The 19,741-nt window shown below is 41.4% G+C and carries 14 protein-coding genes and 2 pseudogenes; 11 read left to right on the forward strand and 5 right to left on the reverse strand.

What is annotated here, in order from left to right; genetic code table 11:
* Positions 1-139: 139 nt before the first annotated feature.
* The 4 genes from AU255_RS08000 to ltrA all read left to right on the forward strand — a co-directional run bounded on the left by AU255_RS08000 (position 140) and on the right by ltrA (position 6,943).
* Positions 140-850, forward strand: a complete 711-nt coding sequence (locus AU255_RS08000) for a TetR/AcrR family transcriptional regulator (RefSeq protein ID WP_233144584.1) — start codon at positions 140-142, stop codon at positions 848-850.
* Positions 851-1,619: 769 nt separating this feature from the next.
* Positions 1,620-3,395, forward strand: a complete 1,776-nt coding sequence (locus AU255_RS08005) for an SIR2 family protein (protein WP_080522385.1) — start codon at positions 1,620-1,622, stop codon at positions 3,393-3,395.
* Positions 3,392-4,855, forward strand: a complete 1,464-nt coding sequence (locus AU255_RS08010; protein ID WP_198942569.1) for an argonaute/piwi family protein — start codon at positions 3,392-3,394, stop codon at positions 4,853-4,855. Before AU255_RS08005 ends, AU255_RS08010 begins: the two co-directional genes overlap by 4 nt.
* Before the next feature lie 774 nt (positions 4,856-5,629).
* The gene (ltrA, locus tag AU255_RS08015; RefSeq protein WP_080522386.1) at positions 5,630-6,943 is read left to right on the forward strand and encodes a group II intron reverse transcriptase/maturase; all 1,314 of its coding nucleotides are present in this window, start codon (positions 5,630-5,632) and stop codon (positions 6,941-6,943) included.
* A 375-nt stretch (positions 6,944-7,318) separates the two neighbouring features.
* Here the strand turns inward: ltrA and AU255_RS08020 are convergent, their stop codons facing one another.
* Both AU255_RS08020 and AU255_RS08025 read right to left on the reverse strand, forming a co-directional pair.
* Positions 7,319-8,395, reverse strand: coding sequence for an IS91 family transposase (locus tag AU255_RS08020; RefSeq protein WP_080522387.1), 1,077 nt, complete (start codon positions 8,393-8,395; stop codon positions 7,319-7,321).
* Positions 8,392-9,299 (reverse strand): annotated as a pseudogene (locus tag AU255_RS08025) (tyrosine-type recombinase/integrase). The gene AU255_RS08020 and the pseudogene AU255_RS08025 overlap by 4 nt, the downstream one beginning before the upstream one ends.
* Before the next feature lie 339 nt (positions 9,300-9,638).
* On the opposite strand from AU255_RS08025, the gene AU255_RS08030 reads away from it, so the two are divergent.
* The 4 genes from AU255_RS08030 to AU255_RS08050 all read left to right on the forward strand — a co-directional run bounded on the left by AU255_RS08030 (position 9,639) and on the right by AU255_RS08050 (position 12,437).
* Positions 9,639-10,298, forward strand: coding sequence for a transposase (locus AU255_RS08030; protein ID WP_198942626.1), 660 nt, complete (start codon positions 9,639-9,641; stop codon positions 10,296-10,298).
* Between the two features lie 395 nt (positions 10,299-10,693).
* A complete protein-coding gene (locus tag AU255_RS08040; RefSeq protein WP_080522389.1) occupies positions 10,694-10,966 on the forward strand; it encodes a BrnT family toxin in 273 nt (90 codons plus the stop codon).
* 2 nt (positions 10,967-10,968) lie between these two features.
* Positions 10,969-11,250 carry an antitoxin gene (locus tag AU255_RS08045; protein ID WP_080522390.1) on the forward strand — a complete coding sequence of 94 codons (282 nt, stop codon included), beginning with the start codon at positions 10,969-10,971 and terminating at the stop codon, positions 11,248-11,250.
* A gap of 215 nt (positions 11,251-11,465) precedes the next feature.
* Positions 11,466-12,437 carry an IS1595 family transposase gene (locus tag AU255_RS08050; RefSeq protein WP_080522391.1) on the forward strand — a complete coding sequence of 324 codons (972 nt, stop codon included), beginning with the start codon at positions 11,466-11,468 and terminating at the stop codon, positions 12,435-12,437.
* Positions 12,438-12,671: 234 nt separating this feature from the next.
* Here the strand turns inward: AU255_RS08050 and AU255_RS21545 are convergent.
* Positions 12,672-12,815, reverse strand: a pseudogene (locus tag AU255_RS21545) (IS91 family transposase); the annotation flags it as partial.
* Positions 12,816-12,889: 74 nt separating this feature from the next.
* On the opposite strand from AU255_RS21545, the gene AU255_RS21345 reads away from it, so the two are divergent.
* The 3 genes from AU255_RS21345 to AU255_RS08065 all read left to right on the forward strand — a co-directional run bounded on the left by AU255_RS21345 (position 12,890) and on the right by AU255_RS08065 (position 17,853).
* On the forward strand, positions 12,890-13,228 hold the full coding sequence (locus tag AU255_RS21345) for a transposase (protein ID WP_080522392.1): 339 nt from the start codon (positions 12,890-12,892) through the stop codon (positions 13,226-13,228).
* Between the two features lie 503 nt (positions 13,229-13,731).
* Positions 13,732-14,172 carry a winged helix-turn-helix domain-containing protein gene (locus AU255_RS08060; protein ID WP_080522393.1) on the forward strand — a complete coding sequence of 147 codons (441 nt, stop codon included), beginning with the start codon at positions 13,732-13,734 and terminating at the stop codon, positions 14,170-14,172.
* A 390-nt stretch (positions 14,173-14,562) separates the two neighbouring features.
* Positions 14,563-17,853: a hypothetical protein gene (locus AU255_RS08065; RefSeq protein WP_080522394.1), complete on the forward strand. Its 3,291-nt coding sequence runs from the start codon at positions 14,563-14,565 to the stop codon at positions 17,851-17,853.
* Here the strand turns inward: AU255_RS08065 and ylqF are convergent, their stop codons facing one another.
* A complete protein-coding gene (ylqF, locus tag AU255_RS08070) occupies positions 17,854-18,774 on the reverse strand; it encodes a ribosome biogenesis GTPase YlqF (RefSeq protein WP_080522395.1) in 921 nt (306 codons plus the stop codon).
* 224 nt (positions 18,775-18,998) lie between these two features.
* The gene (locus tag AU255_RS08075; RefSeq protein WP_269844806.1) at positions 18,999-19,733 is read right to left on the reverse strand and encodes a phosphoadenylyl-sulfate reductase; all 735 of its coding nucleotides are present in this window, start codon (positions 19,731-19,733) and stop codon (positions 18,999-19,001) included.
* Positions 19,734-19,741: the final 8 nt, after the last annotated feature.

The raw sequence follows: 19,741 nt of genomic DNA on the forward strand, positions 1-19,741 counted from the left end.
ATAGTTGGTTTAAACTTAAGATAGTATTACTACTTTGAATGAATAGTAATACTATCATTTAGGCTTGTAAAGCTTTGAATTTATATTTATAACAATAATTTTCAGCACAGCTTTGTTCTTAAGGCATTAAATAAATAAATTGTTTAAAAACACAGCTCAATTAGGTGGCGTGATGGAAGTACAATTACACATTAAAATGAATGATAAATTATTTCTCAGAAACCCGGAGAAATCGGCACTGGGAAGAAAGATTATTCTGCACAGTATTCAATTAATTCATAAAAATGGTTTTGAACACTTTACCTTTAAAAAACTGGCAAACGAGATGGCCTCAACCGAGGCGGGTATTTACCGGTATTTTGAAAATAAACACAAGTTGCTGATATACCTGACCGCCTGGTATTGGAGTTGGCTTGAGTACCAGGTCAGCTTTTATACCCAAAATATTGAAGATCCAGCAGTCAAGCTAAAAATGGTGATTAAGCTACTCGCCAGTAAAGTAGAAGACGATGTAAGAACTGGTCATATTAATGAAAGTAGTTTACATCAAATCATTATTACCGAAGGATCCAAAACCTATCTGACCAGAAACGTATCCGAAGATAACAAGGATCAGTTATTCAAGCCCTATAAAGATCTGTGTGCCGTTATTGGTCATATGATTTTAGAATGTAATGCTAATTACAAATACCCAAAATCATTAGCCTCTACAATCATTGAAATAGCACATTTGCAGAATTTCTTTATGCATAACCTGCCTTCATTGACAGATTTTGGCGCTCATAAAGATGAACTAGAAATTATTTCATTTCTGGAAGATTTAGTGTTTTCCAGTATCCATAAGGCTTAGAGCCGCTATTGAATGTGGAACTTAATGATCTCAACAACACTTAGATGCTTGTGTATTTATTGTTCTGGCAATAATACTCTCTAGTTAAGCAGGATGATAGTTGATTGAGCCAAAAGCGAGATCGGAGGAAGCAATACCAACAAATTTCGGGCTGACCGGCAGGGTTGGCATAAGGCGATGATCCAGACAAGGATGAGGTTTTGCACCGGAATGTTAAAAAGATTTCCTTGCGGAACGGAAATGTCTGTTCAGGTCACGAATTGCGATTCGTGATTCAGAGCCTGTCCCCGGTTTCTCCCAAGCAGGCTTTTCCCGGGAGTTGTAGTTGACATAGGCATTAAAAAGAATTACTTTAGCAGTTAATGTTCATAATTAATTGAATAATATCGATTTTCAGGGGGAATTTCACTGGATAAAAGGGATAGCAGGCAAATGTGCCTGATTTGTCGGTGAATACCGTGGTATATCAGGGCGTATGTGCTCGTTGATAATATAGTTACCCGCGCCACTCTGCTGAAGCTCCGTGGCGCGGGTAACGCCGAGTTGAGGTGAAACCCCTCAAACGATGTTGCCATCGTCACCCTACGCAAGCTCCGGGAGCCGATAACAAATCGTTCGAGGCGACCAGTTTGCCCGATAATACATCCCGCCAGGCTGATTATAGGGCAAACTGGCACCTCAACTCGGCGTTATACGGAGCCGCACGAATGAGCATTTTCAACCCATAGCGGTCATTAAGAACCTATATTGGTAAAGGGAATATCTACATATGGATTATTCTGAATTTCTAAGAATTTTTGAAGTTAGAGCCTCAAATTTAAATTGGTTTTTAGGTGCTGGTTGCTCTATTGCGGCAGGAATTCCGTCTGCCTATGACATCATTTGGGACTGTAAAAGTCGCCTTTATTGTTCGGAAAATGGCGTACCACGTTCTAGTGTGTCAGATATAAGTAACCCAGCCATTCAACAGGTAATACAAGATTATTTAGAGACTAAAGATATATTTCCCAAATCTGAAGCTGATGGTGATGATTATACTTACTATTTTGAGAAAGCTATTTCTTCCCCTTCTGATAGACAGGCTTATATTCAGGAACTAATGAAGAATTCTTCACCATCCTATGGCCATTTAGTTTTAGCTTCATTAGCAAAAATATCGAAAGCTCCGATAGTATGGACAACAAACTTTGACAAATTATACGAAAACTCCATTTTCAAAGTATATGGCACGTCTAATGACCTTGTTGTCGCTGACTTAGGAGAGCCAGAAAAAGCGGCAAAAGCCATAGATGCGCGAACCGCACCTCTTTTAGTAAAGTTGCATGGTGACTTTCATTCAGAGCGCCTTAAAAATACAGAGAAAGAGCTACAAAGCCAGGATGAAAGAATGCGCACTGCATTATCAAAAGCATGTATGACATATGGTTTGTGCATAATTGGTTACAGTGGGCGAGACAATTCTATAATGGATGTACTAATTCATGCAGCTGAAGACAAGAATAATTTTCCTCATGGAATTTTCTGGTTCAATAAGGCAGGAGTTGAGCCACTGGATAATGTAACAAGGTTAATACGAACTGCATTGTCAAATGGCATAGATGCTCACATCATTGAAATAAATAACTTTGACGAAACACTCGATCAAATAAGGCGTTATATAGGGCCATTCCCTGGCGAAGTGGAAAATATACTTAAATCCAAAGAAAGTCGATTAACTGAAAGTCCTATTCGGGGTGAAGCTAGAATAGCTCCTTACCTAAGAATTAATGCGGTAGTAGTAAACACATACCCTACTACCTGCAAACTAGTAGATAGTGATTTGAATGGTGGGTATAAGCTAATACAAGAAGAAATCAAAAACACTGATGCCAACATAGTGGCAAGAAGAATAAAGAAAGGAATGATTGTTTTTGGGCAGGATCAAGAAATTAAGAAAGCATTTAAACAACATAACGTTAAAAGAATTCAGGTTTACGGAATAGACCAAGGAAGGCTGGCTTACCCGAGTGAAGAAAGTAAGTTGGTCTTTGATGCGTTTTGCAAAGCGTTATCTCGACACACTAATTTAATTTTAGAGGAGCGCAGGGATGATAAATACCTAATAGCTGATAAATCTAAGATCAATATTGCAATATTCAACACTTTGGTTTCATCGGCTGTGTCAGATACAGAAGGAGTTGTGCCAAAAACAAACATTAAGTGGGTTGAAGCATGCAAAGTAAAACTTGATTACAAGTTCAATAGATATTGGATTGTCTTGGAACCGCGAACACTTCTTTATATTGATGAAGCCAGCACTGAAGAAGAAATTACAAAAGCAAAAAGCTTTGTTAAAGAAAAAACGGCTCCGAGATGGACTCACGGCTCGAATATTCCTACAGGATACAATCAAGTTATGGGCAGTATTTTAGCGGGTTGGATATCAATAATTAGAGGAGGGACTAATTCAAGTTCTATTTCTCTTCCTGTTTTAGGGATTAATGACAATATTGATCCAGTATTTGAAGTTTCTTTTAATACAGTTATTAGTGGAAAAGTAAGATGAACAATGTAATTCCTACCAAAGTAGAACATCATCATTTTCCAGGGCATATAGTATTCAAAGAGCCTTTGCTTTCATTCAGTTGTAACGATCCACGCGCAGTTAGTGAACACCCTTTAATGGGGTTAAGTCAGTTCGGTCCATTTAGCGCCAGTCAATTAGCTGCTATACCTAATCCGATCAAGGTGGCTCTAGTATCACCTTTTGGCAGAACAAATGAGCTAAAAAAATTCATTAATGAATTAAATACTGCACATTCACCAAAGGAAAGAAAGGACTACCTTATAGACTACTCAGGTTTCTCAAACATATACAAAACAACTTTAGTAAGCGTAGATGAGCACGCGTGCCTTGAGTTACCTCAGGTATTAGATAAGGAGATATACGAAAGTGAAACCCCTCATTTAGTCTTGGCCGATGCGATAACTCGTACACTGCAATCTCTCCGCAATCTCCAACATGAATTCACAATTGTTTTACTATTGATACCGAACAGATGGAAAAGAGCATTTAAAGTTAAAAATGAACTTGAAGATTTTGATCTTCACCATTATTTAAAGGCCATATCGGCTTCTATGAATATGCCCCTTCAGATAACAAATGATGATGATTCAGGTGCACTTAGATATTTTTGCAGATGCAGTGTTATGTGGAGAGCGTCCATTGCCATTTATACCAAAGCTGGTGGAATTCCTTGGGTTTTGGCGAACAGACCTGAAGATACCGCTTATATTGGTCTAAGATACGCCTTGCATAATAATCCCAATGGAAAATCAAAGTTTGCAATATGTTGCAGTCAAGTTTTTGATGCTAGTGGAGCAGGATTAGAATTTATTGCATATGAAGCTGAAGATGTAAGAATATTTGGTGACAACCCATTCTTAAATCGGAGTCAGATGCTAAGTGTGATTTCTCGAAGCATAGAGATTTATCAGAGGAAGCATTTTGGGAAAAAACCAAAGCATGTAATCATCCATAAAAATACTGAGTTTAAGCCTGAGGAAATAGATGGCTGCTTTGACGCGCTTACAGCTGTTGATGAAGTTGATCTTATTCATATCAAACAAGATACGCCCTGGTCTGCAATTCACTTAAATAATTATAGAGGAAAAATATCCCTCGATGGATACCCATGTAAAAGGGGGACATCTTTACAGTTAGGAGGGCACAACTCACTACTTTGGATTCATGGAGCCTCTTCAAGCCTTTCAAATAACAAAAAACAGCTACTCAAAGGTGGAAAAGGGATCCCTAGCCCTGTTGAGCTAGTTAGATATGCGGGCCATGGTTCAATGGATGAAATTGCAAAATCTATCCTTGCATTGAGCAAAATGGATTGGAACAATGACGGCCCATATGTGCAACTTCCAGTTACTCTGAGTTATGCACATATAATGGCCCAGATAGTAGCTAGAATGCCTAAGCTCGAAAGCAGACCTTACCCAATAAGATTTTTTATGTAGCTATGAAGACCATACTTGGGCATCCCAGCTAAAATAGATAGATGTCCGCTTCTGGCCAAATGCAGTTATTAGGATATATGTTCAAGTACCGTATAACGAACAAGGTTAGATTGTGGTGTGACTGGCATGATAGTCAGCTAGCTGGTGGAAATCCGGCCTTTGCCCTGTGAGAAGGGAAAAAGTAGGCGAAAGCAAGGGTGTCCAAAGAAACTCCCGGTAGCTACCCAACAGGGAAACACGGTTATTGGGAGCCAATGCGGAATCTGAAGGAAGCTCTAGCCAAATCGATCACCTAAACGAAAGTGAACCTTCGTAAGGCGGCAACAAGGGGATAAGGTGCCCGCGACCACCGAAGTCCAATATTCTCACCGTAACGTGTTGTTGTATTGAAGGTAGGTAGATCGAGAGATAGTTGACTATCTTACCCAGTGAAGAGCCGTCGGCTTTGGGTCGGAGTAACTGCGACTCCTTAAGCCCTAAGCGCTACAGTAATGTAGACGTTATGAACCGAGGGTTTTCAGATGAAGCCATAGTAATCGTAAAGTTTGGTGCCGATGAATTCATGGTGACATGAAGGAGGGTAAAACATCAAATCAGCAACAGGACGTTGGAGGTGAAGGGCGGAACACGTAAGCGGCCATGGCCGTTGATTATAAACTGATGGACTGAGATCAGCCTAACAGGAACAACCCTCTATTCGCGTCGTAAACAGTGAACGAATCGGTTGTGCGAGATTGAAGAAAGCCCATTGCAAAAGAAAGAAAAAAAAGTGAAATGAACGAACACGACCTATTAATAGAGGAACCCAGACTTTTCGACCAGTTATGCTCAACCTTATACTTGGGCGTCGCTTTTAAACAGGTAAAGAAAAACAAAGGTAAACCCGGCATAGACGGAATAACCATTGCAGACTTTGAAACTCGTTTAGACGAAGAGCTAAGTCAGTTGCAAGAGGAACTCGCAAACTGGACTTATCAACCCTCGCCAGTCCGTCGAGTAGAAATAGCCAAGCCGGGAGGCAAAGGTGTACGACTACTCGGCATACCGACGGTACGGGATCGAGTGGTACAAACAATATTAAAGCTACTGCTGGAACCGGTCTTTGATCCGCATTTTTCACCGCACAGCTATGGATTTCGCCCAGGGCGAAGCCAGCACGAAGCGGTACAAGCGGCACAACAGATAGTGAACAGTGGCAAGCCCTACGTGGTGGATATAGATCTATCCAAGTTTTTTGATAGAATCCATCACGACAGGCTGATAGCCCGAATGGGCGAGAAAATATCCGACAAACGGATACTTCGCCTAGTCGGAAACATGTTGCGTAGCGGCGTCATGATCAATGGCATCGTCAACCCCAGCAAGGAAGGCGCAATGCAAGGGGGCTCACTCAGTCCCTTGCTGAGCAATATCGTTCTGGATGAACTGGATCAGGAATTGGAAAAACGTGGACTGGAATTTTGCAGGTACGCGGACGACTGTAATATCTTCGTAAAATCGCAAAAAGCGGCAGATCGAGTGATGGAAAAAGTCAGCCAATTCATCGAAAAGAAGCTGAAACTGAAAGTGAATCAGGAGAAAAGCCAGGTGGCTAAATCCGATGCGGTAAAGTTTTTAGGTTTTACCGTGGTTAAGGGGACAATTGCCATTGCGCATAAAGCCCTGCAAACAGCCATGAGTAAAATCGAAGCACTGACACCGCGAGGTACACATCAGACTCTGGATACATCACTGGACGAGATCAATCAATGGTATGTGGGCTGGTCAAATTACTACAGTTTGACTTACTACCCCTCACAATTGAATAAAATCGAAGCCCATATCAGGCGACGACTACGATCACGAATAGTCGATCAACAAAAGAGAAAACAGCATCTATATCGAAAACTGGTCAAACGGGGCGTACCACGAAAACAAGCATCAAAAGCCGTCTTTTCAAACAACAAACGGTGGCAACTCTCCAATACGCGAGCAGTGACGAGGGCTTATCCGAACAGTTGGTTTATAAATCTGAAAGGGCAGGAAATACGATCCGACCGAAAGTTAGAGCATTGGTTTGAAGTTTCTCAATGGATACGTCTTGCGTGAGGAGCCGTGTACGGACCCGTACGCACGGTTCTGTGGGCAGACGGGAGCTGCGGCTCCCTCTGACCCGATATCGCGAAGCGAGCCACAATCTGAACCGTTTGTTGGACAAGCCCGATGTCTATACCTGAATGATGTTTAAAAAAGACGCTATGAAAATAGCTTTTTGTGGATCAGCCCGATTGATTAATCTGACCTCTGTTTTTGCCACTTAACTGAACTTTAAAGGTTCCCCCATTACAGTCAATGCTCAAAGTTCAAGGGCCGGTGGCAGTTTTATTCCTTAATCCCGATTTTAACTCAAACGACTCTCTCAGAGCTTGGTCTGCTATCTAGCTGGAGTGTGTGAATTTACATAACCGTTTGTGGTTCCAACATTTAAGTCGGAACAGGCTGAGACATCATTTCCACTCGCGGTATTCGCCTGAGTCCAACGGTCATTATTCCGCCACAGCACTTGCAAGTTAATTGCGGCCGTGGTTTCAACGTGCGCAATATCTTTGCAGGATCAAACTTTAACAAGAGGTGAATGAGTTTAATCAGACGCTTGCTATTGGGGTGTAAAAAACCAAAGCTCCGTGCACGACGAAAGCCTTTAGGTAAAACATGCTGTAATATCCGCCATAAGAAATTAGCCCCTGAAACCGTTTTGGTTTGATAACGTTTGGTTTTGCTGTCCTGATAACGATACGTCACTTTGTCATCTTCGCAGGATAAAATATCCTTTTCACGAATGACACCGCGATACAAATACCGCCCCAGATAAATCAAAGCCTTATCGCCAGCTCCGACAAACTTGCAATCGACGACCCATTTTTCCGGAATAGCCGTGGGGAATGGCAACTTTTCTTCGTTCATACGCGTCAGCATCTTAGCGCGAAATACTTTTGCCAGTGCTTTATGATGAAACAGGTATTTACCCTGTTTAGTGCGCCAGAGCTTATTGGTTTTGTCTATGATGGCCGCGGGCATCACCACATGAATATGTGGGTGGTAATTTAACTCGCGTGAGTGTGTATGCAAGACAGCAATAGCACCTGCATTACCCTGCAATTGTTTATCATTTTTGCTGAAACTCTGTAAGGTCGCCCAGGCACAGTCAAACATCATGCTGTAAAGTAAACGCGGATGCTGTCTAGCCAGCGGTCTTAACTGAGCAGGCAAGGTAAAGGTATTCATAAAATAATCGGCAGGCACCTGTCTTTGTACTTGCCGTTCAATCCATTGCTGACTCTCATGATGCTGACAATGGGGGCAGTTGCGATGTCCGCAGGAGTGTGGCACAAAGGTTTGATACTCACAGTCTGAACAGTTGACCTGCATCACAGGGCTCAACTGTGTACGGCAGCATTTCATAGCGTGTAATGCACTGACCTGATTGGGGCGTAAACGGTGTTGATACTCGCTTAAAAAGTCGGACTGGAATTGGTCAATCACTGAGGCCAGGGTTATCATGAGATATTCCCCCAGCTCATGGCGATACCATTGATTAACTGATTAATGCACTGCTCCGCATTTTCATCTGTTATATCGGTCAAATGCGTATAGCGAGCCGTCGTCACTAAACTGGTATGGCCTAAAATCCGCTGTAGTTCAATTAAATCAACCCCGGCTTCTAGCAGGTGAGTGGCATAACTATGGCGTAGCGAGTGACAGGAAATCTTTTTTTTAGTCCCATGTCCTGTGTCACCAGACTGATCGTCTTCTGAACACCGCCACGATCCAGAGGGGATTCAGCAAGTTGTGCCCCTTTTAGGCCCCGTGTGCGATTGGGGAACATAAGAGTCGGATGTCGATGCAATGCCCAGAATTGGCGTAACACCTGTAAGGTGTTGAAGGGCAAAGGTACAAGACGATCCTTATTGCCTTTTGCATTGCGAATATGTACACGCATTCGAGTGGCATCAATATCACCCACTTCCAGGCTTAAGCCCTCTCCCAGACGCAAACCCATACTGTAAATCGTAAAATAGAACACGCGGTAGCTTAATTTACGTGTCGCCCTAAACAATTGCTGCGCCTCCTCCACTGTGACAATATCAGGGATACGCGTACAGCGTGGCGGTTTAATCATCGGAATATCAACCCACGGTTTATGAAGTACATGGGTATAGAAAAACTTTAATCCATAGAGATCTAATTTTACTGCACTCCAGGATAGGCGGTTTAAAAGTGCATGGAAATAATCTAATAGCTGATCTTGCGATAAATTATCCAGATGTCCCTGAAAATGCTCGCCGATACGCCGGATAGCACGTGAATAGGCATCAATGGTTTTGGGTTGCAAACCCTGAAGTGCTAGATGCTTACAGTGTTGAGAATAATAGTGGTTGAATTTAGCTTCGATAGATGGTGTCATAACAGCGTAACCTCATTGTTAGTTTAATGAGCTTACAAATTACCCTGTTATGAGAATAAGAGGAAATGAGGTGATACTTTGCGTTGGGAGCAGAGCTTGGTTTTTCTCCGCGATAGCGGCTTCGTCCAACAAGGCGCTGCACTCGGATAAATTACTGAGAAAAGGAGTGAGAAAAGGGGTCAGAGCCCTTAAAGATACTTAAAGACAAGTGAAGTTTAGTAAATAACTGGGGTCAGATACAAATTAAATGTTATACTGATCTTTAAATAATTTATAATCGGTATCATATTATGGCGCGTCTCCTAAGAATATCACTCCGCTGGAGTTCCGGTTCACTTAATTCAGCGAGGTAATAATAGGCATACCTGTTTTGCTGCAATGGAAGATTATAGTGCTTACATAAGTTGGCTAAAAGAGTATTCAATAAAGTATGCAGTGGATATTCACGCCTGGGTATTGGTGACAAATCATGTCCATCTGCTTTGTACACCACAACGTGATGGGGCGGTGAGCTCAATGATGCAATCAGTTGGTCGTAGGTATGTGCAGTATTTCAATGATCAGTATCAGCGAAGCGGTACGCTCTGGGAAGGACGCTATAAATCGTGTTTGGTTCAGGCAGAGAAGTATTTGATAGAGGTATATCGGTATATCGAAATGAATCCAGTAAGGGCAAAGATGGTGGAAGATCCAAGTAAATATGTTTGGTCAAGTTACCAGGTTAACGCACTGGGTAAGGAGTCCGATTTATGTACACCTCATCCTGAGTATTTGAGGTTAGGGAGTACAAAGAGTGAGCGCATGGAAAATTACCGTGCTTTGTTTGCTTACCATTTGGAAGGCGATATATTGAATGAAATTAGGTTGGGTCTCAACAAGGGCATGGCTATTGGGCATGATCGTTTCAAGGAGGAGATTGAGAAGTTGACTGGTAGAAGACTGAAGCCCCAAAAAGTAGGGCGACCTATCGGGTGGCGTAAGAAAATGAAGGGTATTTAATTTGTATCTGACCCCAGTTATTCCCAGTTATTCCATTCCAGTTATTCCAGACCCCAGTTATTCAGTTATTCTGACCCCAGTTATTGCCAGTTATTTGAAATCAAAAACAAAGTTACCCCATCATCCTCTGATCACAAAGGCTATCCTGAAAGAAGCAGGCAAAGAAGCAGGGGTCAGGTCTTTAACCAATGGGTCAGACTTCGATTGATATGCGTAGAATTTCGCTAGCTAGGCGCTCCACCTGACCGCAGGAAGCGCAGTTCGTTTTTGAAGGTTAGTTTTTTATCAAAGTTCATCACGCTGCTGGAGTTCATCGTTTATCCTCCCGCGTCAGGTGAGCTTGTCGTTATATTTTAGCGGAGTACAATAGGCAGACATTATGTTATAGTTGCTCTATGAAAAGTTATAATTGGAATCGAGAGAAGAATGAAATTCTGAAAGTAGAGCGAGGAATATCATTCGAAGAAATCGTCTTTCATATTGGAAATGGCGATGAGCTAGATGTATACTCACATCCAAATTATTCACGTTATCCAAATCAAATGATTTCCGTTGTAATGGTCAAAGATTATGTTTATCTGGTTCCCTATGTAGAATCAGAAAATGAAATATTTTTAAAAACAATCATACCTAGCCGTAAGGCAACGAAAAAATATATCGGAGAATAATTATGGTTGAATACAAGTTAGATGAAGAGGAGCAAGAAATTCTAAACGCATTTGAGTCTGGAAAGCTTAAATCTGTTCCAAATGTAAAAGATGAAATAGAAAAGCATAGGCAAATTGCAGCAGCTACATTTAAAAAAGATAAAAGGATTAATATTCGTATTGCTAATCGTGATCTTTCTGAGCTTCAAAAGTTAGCTTTGGCTGAGGGAATTCCTTATCAAACATTTATAACCAGTATTTTGCATAAATTTGCAGATGGTAAATACATAGAGAAACAGCATTAATACGTGTGCTTTTCAGAAAAAATATAACGAACAAGGTTAGATTGTGATCGCGAAGCGAACCACAATCTGAACCGTTTGTTGGACAAGCCCGGCACAGATAGTAAAAAGTCGTTTAAATCCGCTCTATGAAAATGGCTATGTCACCGTAAAGTATGGAATTTCATATAACAAGAGCGTATAAGTAAATAAAGCCCATGTAAATTAAGGAGATAGTTATGAAAGCCCCAGAGTTTTTAGAGTTCATTTCCGAAATAAATCAACTTGACCACCATCAACGCACTGTTCTAACGAAAGCACTGGATCAACTAGAGGACGAACCTAAGGTTTTTGATTTAATTGAAACAATATTTGATAGCAAAGGTAAATGCCCTCATTGCTCCCATACCGAAAGCCACAGGCATGGAATAAAAGATGGCCTTCAGCGCTACCGCTGTAAAGCCTGCAAAAAGACATTTAATGCTTTGACAGGAACGCCTCTTGCTCATCTACGCCTCAAGTCAAAGTGGCTTGATTACTTAGGAGCTATCGCAGAATCATTGACTGTCCGGCAGGCAGCTAAAGAAATTAATGTGCATCGAAATACAACCTTTCGATGGCGGCACCGTTTTTTAAGCTGGATTCAGCAGGATCGTCCCAGTGCTCTTCATGGCATTACAGAAGCTGATGAAACCTACTTACTTGAGTCACATAAAGGAGAACGCCATCTCAATCGTCAACCAAGGAAACGAGGGGGCTGTGCGACTAAGCGAGGGATTTCTGATGAGCAAATGTGCATTTTAATTGCTCGTGATCGCTCAAAACAAACCGTAGATTTTGTGACAGGTAATGGCCCAATAAGCAAAATTGTTCTTGATACGCATTTAAAGCCAATACTAGACCAGGATGCCCTCCTTGTGAGTGATGGCAATCCAACTTATGGTGCATTTTGTAAAGCTGAAAAAGTATCTCATGAAATCGTTAACATGAGTCAAGGGCAGCGGGTGACTAAAGGGGCCTATCATATACAAAATGTCAATGCATACCACCACCGTTTTAAATCATGGCTAGACCGCTTTCATGGTGTAGCCACCAAGTATTTACCTAATTATTTGGCTTGGTGCAGAATTATGGATCGGAACCACAATCTAACCCCTGAGCAATTGTTACATTCTGCTCTGGGTGATTTTCAATACTTAACGGTGACATAGCCATGAAAATAGCTTTTTGTTAATCAGCCCGATGGATTCATCGAACCGATGTTTTTACTTGTTTAACTAAACTTTGAGCGTTGTCCATTACAGCCAACGCTCAACAACAAGTATCGGAGCGATTTTTAGTCTTAATCTCCGATTTTTGACCAAGTAATCCCCTCAGCATCTAATTTGCTGCTAGTCTGGGTGAAGGTGGGTGAATTTACATAATATCAGTCATCGACTCTGTCGTTAAGTCGGCACTGGCTGAAACGTAATTTCCACTCTCGGAATTCGCCTACGACTCACAATCATTGCACCACCACAGCACTTACAAGTGACTTGTGGTCGTGGTTTCATTGTGCGCAATATCTTCGTCGGGTCAAACTTTAGCAGGGTATTATAACTGGGGTCAGATACAAATTAAATGTTATACTGATCTTTAAATAATTTATAATCGGTATCATATAATGGCGCGTCTCCCAAGAATATCACCCGCTGGAGTTCCGGTTCACATAATTCAGCGAGGTAATAATAGGCATACCTGTTTTGCTGCGATGGAAGATTATAGTGCTTACATAAGTTGGCTAAAAGAGTATTCAATAAAGTATGCAGTGGATATTCACGCATGGGTATTGATGACAAATCATGTCCATCTGCTTTGTACACCACAACGAGATGGGGCGGTGAGCTCAGTGATGCAATCAGTTGGTCGTCGGTATGTGCAATATTTCAATTATCAGTATCAGCGAAGCGGTACGCTCTGGGAAGGGCGCTATAAATCGTGTTTGGTTCAAGCAGAGGAATAAAAGGGGTCAGAGCCCTTAAAGATACTTAAAGACAAGTGAAGTTTAGGGTTTGGCTCAAGTTGCTTATTCTAATCCTTAACTAGCACCACCCGCCATTGGCAAAAATATTTTGAGCAGTTATCCAAGACGATTCATTAGAGACCCGTAATAGCAAAGCTTTGGCAATATCTTCGGGTTCAGCAATGAAGTAAAAAAGAATAAAAAAGTAGTAAAAAAGGCTCAGGTCTTTGATCTATGATTACCTATAGTGAATTTAATGTGCATCGACTAATCCTGATAAACGCTTAACTTATTGCAAATTTACATTAACCATTTTGTAGTGGTCAGGTAAAATAAGCTGTACACAAAATAACCTAAAAATAAAATAAGTGTGCTTCAAATAACCGGGAAAATCAGCTGCATGGTAATGAGTCCAGAAATGTGTTGACACATTAAACGAAGGAAGTGCATTTATATCTGAATGGTTTATACTATTTTTTTACCTTTATATTATTTATCTCATTATGAAAAAACCAACTATCATCACCAAAAAACCAGCGTCTAAAGCCGAACAACCCGCTAAAGTCGTTGCAACTAAAACATCACCTGAAAAGCCGATTGAAACCGTAGCGGCTAAAGCATCAACTGAAAAGCTTGCTAAAAGCACAGTAGTAACCAAGACAGCACCTAAAAAAAAGCCAGTCTCGGCTAAAAAGGCTCAAGTCGTGGCTCCCAAGGCCATTGCTGAGATCCCGGTAAAGACCATTCCTGAACGCATCGGGCTGACAGCAGGCAGCATTTGGCATTATCTGGAAAAAAATGGCGCAACCTCTGTTGCAAAATTGCTTAGGGAGCTTGAGGAAGAAGAAAAAATTATTCAGCGCAGTATTGGCTGGTTAGCTCAGGAAGGCAAAATAACTATCGACACGACTAACAGGATTGAGATGATCACATTGAAAGATTAGCGATTATGACATACTTCGCACGGCCACGGTTGCGGTTTTCTGGCGACCGATTTTTGCCGATAGTTGCGTTGCTGAACCGTTGCATAGCTTGCTATGCGCCTATTTCAGTGCCTTGCTCTCGACCAAAATCAACTCGCTATAAAACCCGTCACCGCGCGAAGTATAGTTTAATACTCCGCCATATGCGGAGTATTAAACCGTCTTTTCATCTAAACACAACAAGCTACGGGGAATTACACCCGTAGTGATTTCAGGTGATATTTTACCTGAATCATGTATGCTCAAATGCTATTTTTCCTGCTGATCAGTTACTAATTCTATGAGTAGTTCATACTCATTTTGTTGATCGAAAAACCGTGACTAAGATCGTATATTTGGGAGTACAGTGATTTGGACTTACAAAATAAATCTGATAATGCATCATTTCAATTTCCAGGCATTGCAGTTGCTATTCTCGCATTAGGCTTGATTCTGATACCTGATACGCCTTTCAAGGCATCACGCCCGTCTTCAGCATCCGGTGGACAAAAAGCAAGTTCTGAAGATGTACGTTCGCGTATGTGGCAGGACCCGTTTGCTGCCGTTGCACTACACCGTAATCAATATCAACCAAAGCCACCCACTAATGCTGTTAAGGAAAATGACTCTGATTTTGCGTATTATAACGATGGAATAGCTCAGCGTATTTGTAATACAGTGGGAGGTGGTAATAAGCAAAAACAAGCAGATGCCCATTCTTTTGACGAGTTACGCTGTCAGATACAGAGAGATACTGCTATCAATGCTGCTAATGATATACCGGAGATACAGGTGCTTACCATTATGGTCCCGGGTGGTACTTATGCCGAAGATAGTGAAAGGCGGTTACGCAGTCGCTATGCTGTCATTTCGGGCCTGGCAAATTCTGGCTATATTCCTGAAGATGCAGAGCATATAGGATACCTGGATTTTTCGCGTGAGTGTTATAAAGCTTTCGAAGATAAGAAGACAGATATTAAAATTTGTGACTGGCCCGCCTATATTCCTTACGAATGGTTTACAGTAAATTCCCCAGATGAAAATGAGGAAAACAATAAAAACCTGGCTTCTAAGCAACATACATTAGCCAGCAGAGTTCTGGTTCTTTGGCTAGATAATGACGTCCTCTCACGTAATAAGCCCTTGCACATGCTCAATCGCTTGCATAATTCAATAACGCCAGGGCACTCTGAAAAAAAATTTGGCAAAGCCAGTCCCATCAGGATTACTTTCGATGTTCTTGGTCCGGCCGGATCAGGTACATTGGCACAAATGTATAGCGAAACGATCAATCTAGATTCTAATATAGATGAAGAATACCCTTACCTTGCACATAGTACCATTTTCTCATCACAGGCTACACTGGATACGGACACTACCATAAGCAATGCAAAAAAAGCCTCTCACTCCGGGAAACCAGATACTCAGCAAGAAGACAATATTACAAGGTTAAAAGAAAAAATTGTTAGAACCATAAATACTGATAATCAGCTTGCTGATACATTGGTATGTGAGCTGACTCTTCGAGGTATAATTCCGTTTAAAATAAATGATAAGAATAACAGGAAAAGCATTACCAAGCATTGCGCTGGGGCCGTATTTGGTCTTCTTGATAAACAGCCTCGCCAGCACCATATTGCGCTTATTGGCGAGTGGGACACCTCGTATTCACGTAATTTAAAGCAGTCATTCATGCAAACAATTGCGAACATTGGAAATACGTCAATTAAGGATACACAAGAATGGGTGCACAGTTTTAACTACCTGCGTGGCATAGATGGAGTGCATGCCGGAAACCTTTCCCCTGATGTCAGCAGCAAAAACACAAAATCCAAAGATTCAAGTAAAGATGATTCAGGTGAGCAGTTGCGTCGTCCTGTGGGTCCGAACCAGTTTGATTATCTGCGGCGTCTTGCCGGTCGCATAAGCGATTTAAATATCCGCCTGTCAAAAGCACAGCAAGGGAGTGTCCAGGCTATAGGTATACTTGGAAGTGATGTATATGACAAGTTGCTGATACTCCAGGTATTGCGCAAACAGTTTCCAGGTATTTTATTTTTTACTACGGACCTTGATGCCCGGTTATTACATCCAGCGGAAAAAGACTGGGCACGTAATGTAGTTGTGGCATCATCATTCGGGCTGGAGTTACATGAAGACCTGCAAAAGGGCGCACCGCCCTTTAGAGATAACTACCAGACTGCATTATATTTCACAACAACGCTGGCGATGAAAGATATACATGATATCAGTTCCCTCGGTAACACGTTTTCACCTAGAATGTTTGAAATTGGTCAAAATGGTGCAGTTGATCTTAGTCCGGTTGAGGGCAAAGGAATACACCCTAACCGTAAAGATTTAAAGTTTGAATCAGAATTTGGATGGGAGATCATTACATCGATTGTACTTTTGATGTGTTTTTTACTCTATCAGTGTGGTTCAAGGACAAGAAAAGCCCTTTTAATAATCATATCGTTGGCTGTCTGCTTATTCGCTGTATACTATTTCCGGTTTGCAAGTTTTCTATCAGAAGATAAATTTAATGGAGAACCTTTCTCGTTTACTAGTGGTACCAGTGTTTGGCCAGCTTGCCTGATAAGGTTTTTAGCGATACTAGCTTCCTTGACCTTCATATGGATGTCGATAATAAAGTTAAGAGAAAATTGCGCGGAAATCTCGAAAAAGTTTTGTATCGCCCCTGATGAAAAAGGCAGTAGCGTTTATGAAGAAATTGAGATCAATCCGTATGATTATAGGGTTACTACTACTCACGACTCCAGGTTTATTAGCAACACATTAAATAATGAGGCAAGAGACTTTGTAGATTTATGGGGAAAGGGTCTATGTAAAAATGCTGCAATTAAATTTGAGCAACTCTGGTCAAATTATGTGACATTAAATAGTTTTAGGTGCCGGACTGTCAGAGTAGTTTTTATGCTTGCTCTTTATGCGGGCTGCGCCATTCTTATTTTTCCTTCTTTCGACATGCCCAATATGCCATTCCGAGGGGAGGTTAGTTTTATCACCAATCAACGTGTCCTTATGGCAGCCGTTGTTTCATATTTATGTTTAATCTTCCTGATTGTCGATGTTACACGCCTGAATGATCGTTTTGTCAGCTTATTAGTTAAATGTGACGTGAAATGGTCTGAAAGTGTTATCAAATCATGCAGTCAGCACCATGGAATACCGGGATATATGGCAAAAGAAAAAATCCTTCTGGACTTAATTGTCAAGCGAGCAGAGGTTGTTGACGGATTAATTTTTTACCCCTTTTTCATTCTTTTTTTGATGATCATTTCGCGTAGCCATTATTTTGATAATTGGCAATTTACCCAGCTGCTTATGGTTATTATGGGTGTGACGGCATTAATTGCGATTGCAAGCGCAATAAGATTTAGACGAGCTGCACAGAAAATACGCGGTAGTATTCTGCATAAACTACAGAATTATTATTGCCAGACTTTAGCAAAGGAATCACGTGCCAATAATGGCAAGGCAGCTGGATTATCTGCGCGCATAAAACTGCTGATAGATGAAGTAAATGGCATCCAGGCAGGTCCCTTTGTTCCATTGGCACAACACCCTGTTATTCGTGCTATTGCAATGCCTTTTGGCGGTGTTGGCGGGCTTTACCTTATTGATTATTTGACGACGATGTAACTAGCGTTCGCTTTTCCAGTTCTTCTTGCGTTTCTCTTTTTGCGCTACTTTTTGCGAGCGGATAAGCGTTAATTCGGCCAGCTCTTTGTGCATCATTTCAGGTGTTTCCAGAGTCATTCTGCCTAATGTTCCATCCCTGATTTCAGCGAGCAGAATTTTTGCGACTTTATCCATCTCAATATGTCCGCCTGAGCGTAAACATCCACGTTTTTTACCAATTATCTGTAATAGTTCATAATCGGATTCAGGCAGTGTTTCGAGTTGATAGCGTTGTTTTAATGACTCAGGATAGTGATGTAGCAAAAATTCACCGGCAAAAGATGCAACATCATCGTGTTTTAATGCCGTATCTTTGATAGCTCCGGTTGTTGCAAGGCGATAACCGGTATTTAGGTTTTCCAGATTGGGCCATAGCATTCCAGGCGTATCACAGAGAATAATGCCATTGCGTAAATCAATGCGTTGCTGGCGTTTGGTGACGGCAGGTTCATTACCTGTTTTGGCTATGGTGCGCCCTGCCAGGGCATTGATCAACGTAGATTTGCCGACATTAGGAATGCCCATAATAAGCACGTGAATTACTTTGCTGGCAGCGGCTTTATGGGGTATTAATTTGCGACATAATTCAATCACTGTATCGACTTTATCTGTTTGTACAGCGGTTAGGGAAAGGGTTTTAACGCCGTCTTCCTGTTCCAGAAAATCCTGCCACTGCTGCGTTCTGACCGGGTCAGCTAAATCTGCCTTGTTGAGAATTTTAATACAGGGTTTATCACCACGTAGTGCTGATAGTAATGGGTTTGCACTGCTAAAAGGCAGGCGGGCATCGAGTATTTCGATAATTAAATCAATATCAGGCAGGCTTTCTTTTATTTCCTTGCCTGCTTTGTGCATATGCCCGGGGAACCATTGGATTTTCATCTGGAATTTTTAATATTAGGTGAGTGCGGTGAGAGATGGCATAAGAGCAGGTAGTGTTATTTGTTTAGACCATGAAGAATTTAAAGGTATGACGGGCTTTATAATCATGTGTTTTTTTGCGTAGTGTCATAACACATATTTTTGACACTTTATTTTTTCTTCAGTTTCTTCATGTCCTTCTTGAAAAAAAATCAAGTGCAATAGCTAAAATTATTACACTCCTGTTATTTAGCAATATGCAGACCACATTCTTTTTTTGTTGCTTCTTCCCACCACCAACGTCCAGCGCGCTCGTGCTGGTTTGGTAGTACCGGGCGTGTACAGGGTTCACAACCGATACTGATATAACCTTGTTGATGTAGCGCATTAAACGGTACTTGATAGGCTTCTATATAATCCCATATCTGCGCTGAACTCTGGTTGACCAGGGGGTTATATTTAATCAGTGGGTGACAGTTTGTTGCAAAAGCAGGATCGATTTGAATTTCCGGAATGTTTTGCCTTGTATCTGCGCTCTGGTCTTTGCGTTGTCCGGTAATCCAGGCATCAACTTCTGCCAGTTTGCGTTTTAATGGCTCAACTTTACGTATGCCACAACACTCTTCATGGCCGTCTTCATAAAAACTAAACAGGCCTTTTTGTTTAACCAATGCCTCTAATGAATGATAGTCAGGTGTCAGTACTTCAATATCAATATTGTAATGCTTTCTGACTTGTTCAATAAATTGATAGGTTTCTGGATGTAATCGTCCTGTATCCAGAGAAAATATTTGTATATCCTTGCGAATTTTCAAGGCCATGTCGATAAGCACGACATCTTCAGCACCGCTAAATGAAATGGCAACTTTCGCGTGGTTTTCCAGCGCATGTCTTAGCACTTTACGTGGATTTTTATCCTGTAATTCGGTTTGAATTGATACGATGTTATTCATGATTGTTGAGTTTTTTGTCGCTTTTATGTGCAGGG

It is taken from the genome of Methyloprofundus sedimenti, assembly GCF_002072955.1.
In the GTDB taxonomy this organism is placed as follows: Bacteria; Pseudomonadota; Gammaproteobacteria; order Methylococcales; family Methylomonadaceae; genus Methyloprofundus; species Methyloprofundus sedimenti.

Coding starts and splice junctions, on each gene's coding strand:
- AU255_RS21345 (WP_080522392.1), top strand. CDS start 12,890: ATGGCGCGTCTCCCAAGAATATCACCCGCTGGAGTTCCGGTTCACATA.
- ylqF (WP_080522395.1), bottom strand. CDS start 18,774: ATGAAAATCCAATGGTTCCCCGGGCATATGCACAAAGCAGGCAAGGAA.
- AU255_RS08010 (WP_198942569.1), top strand. CDS start 3,392: ATGAACAATGTAATTCCTACCAAAGTAGAACATCATCATTTTCCAGGG.
- AU255_RS08020 (WP_080522387.1), bottom strand. CDS start 8,395: ATGATAACCCTGGCCTCAGTGATTGACCAATTCCAGTCCGACTTTTTA.
- AU255_RS08045 (WP_080522390.1), top strand. CDS start 10,969: ATGGTTGAATACAAGTTAGATGAAGAGGAGCAAGAAATTCTAAACGCA.
- AU255_RS08005 (WP_080522385.1), top strand. CDS start 1,620: ATGGATTATTCTGAATTTCTAAGAATTTTTGAAGTTAGAGCCTCAAAT.
- AU255_RS08050 (WP_080522391.1), top strand. CDS start 11,466: ATGAAAGCCCCAGAGTTTTTAGAGTTCATTTCCGAAATAAATCAACTT.
- AU255_RS08040 (WP_080522389.1), top strand. CDS start 10,694: ATGAAAAGTTATAATTGGAATCGAGAGAAGAATGAAATTCTGAAAGTA.
- AU255_RS08060 (WP_080522393.1), top strand. CDS start 13,732: ATGAAAAAACCAACTATCATCACCAAAAAACCAGCGTCTAAAGCCGAA.
- ltrA (WP_080522386.1), top strand. CDS start 5,630: ATGAACGAACACGACCTATTAATAGAGGAACCCAGACTTTTCGACCAG.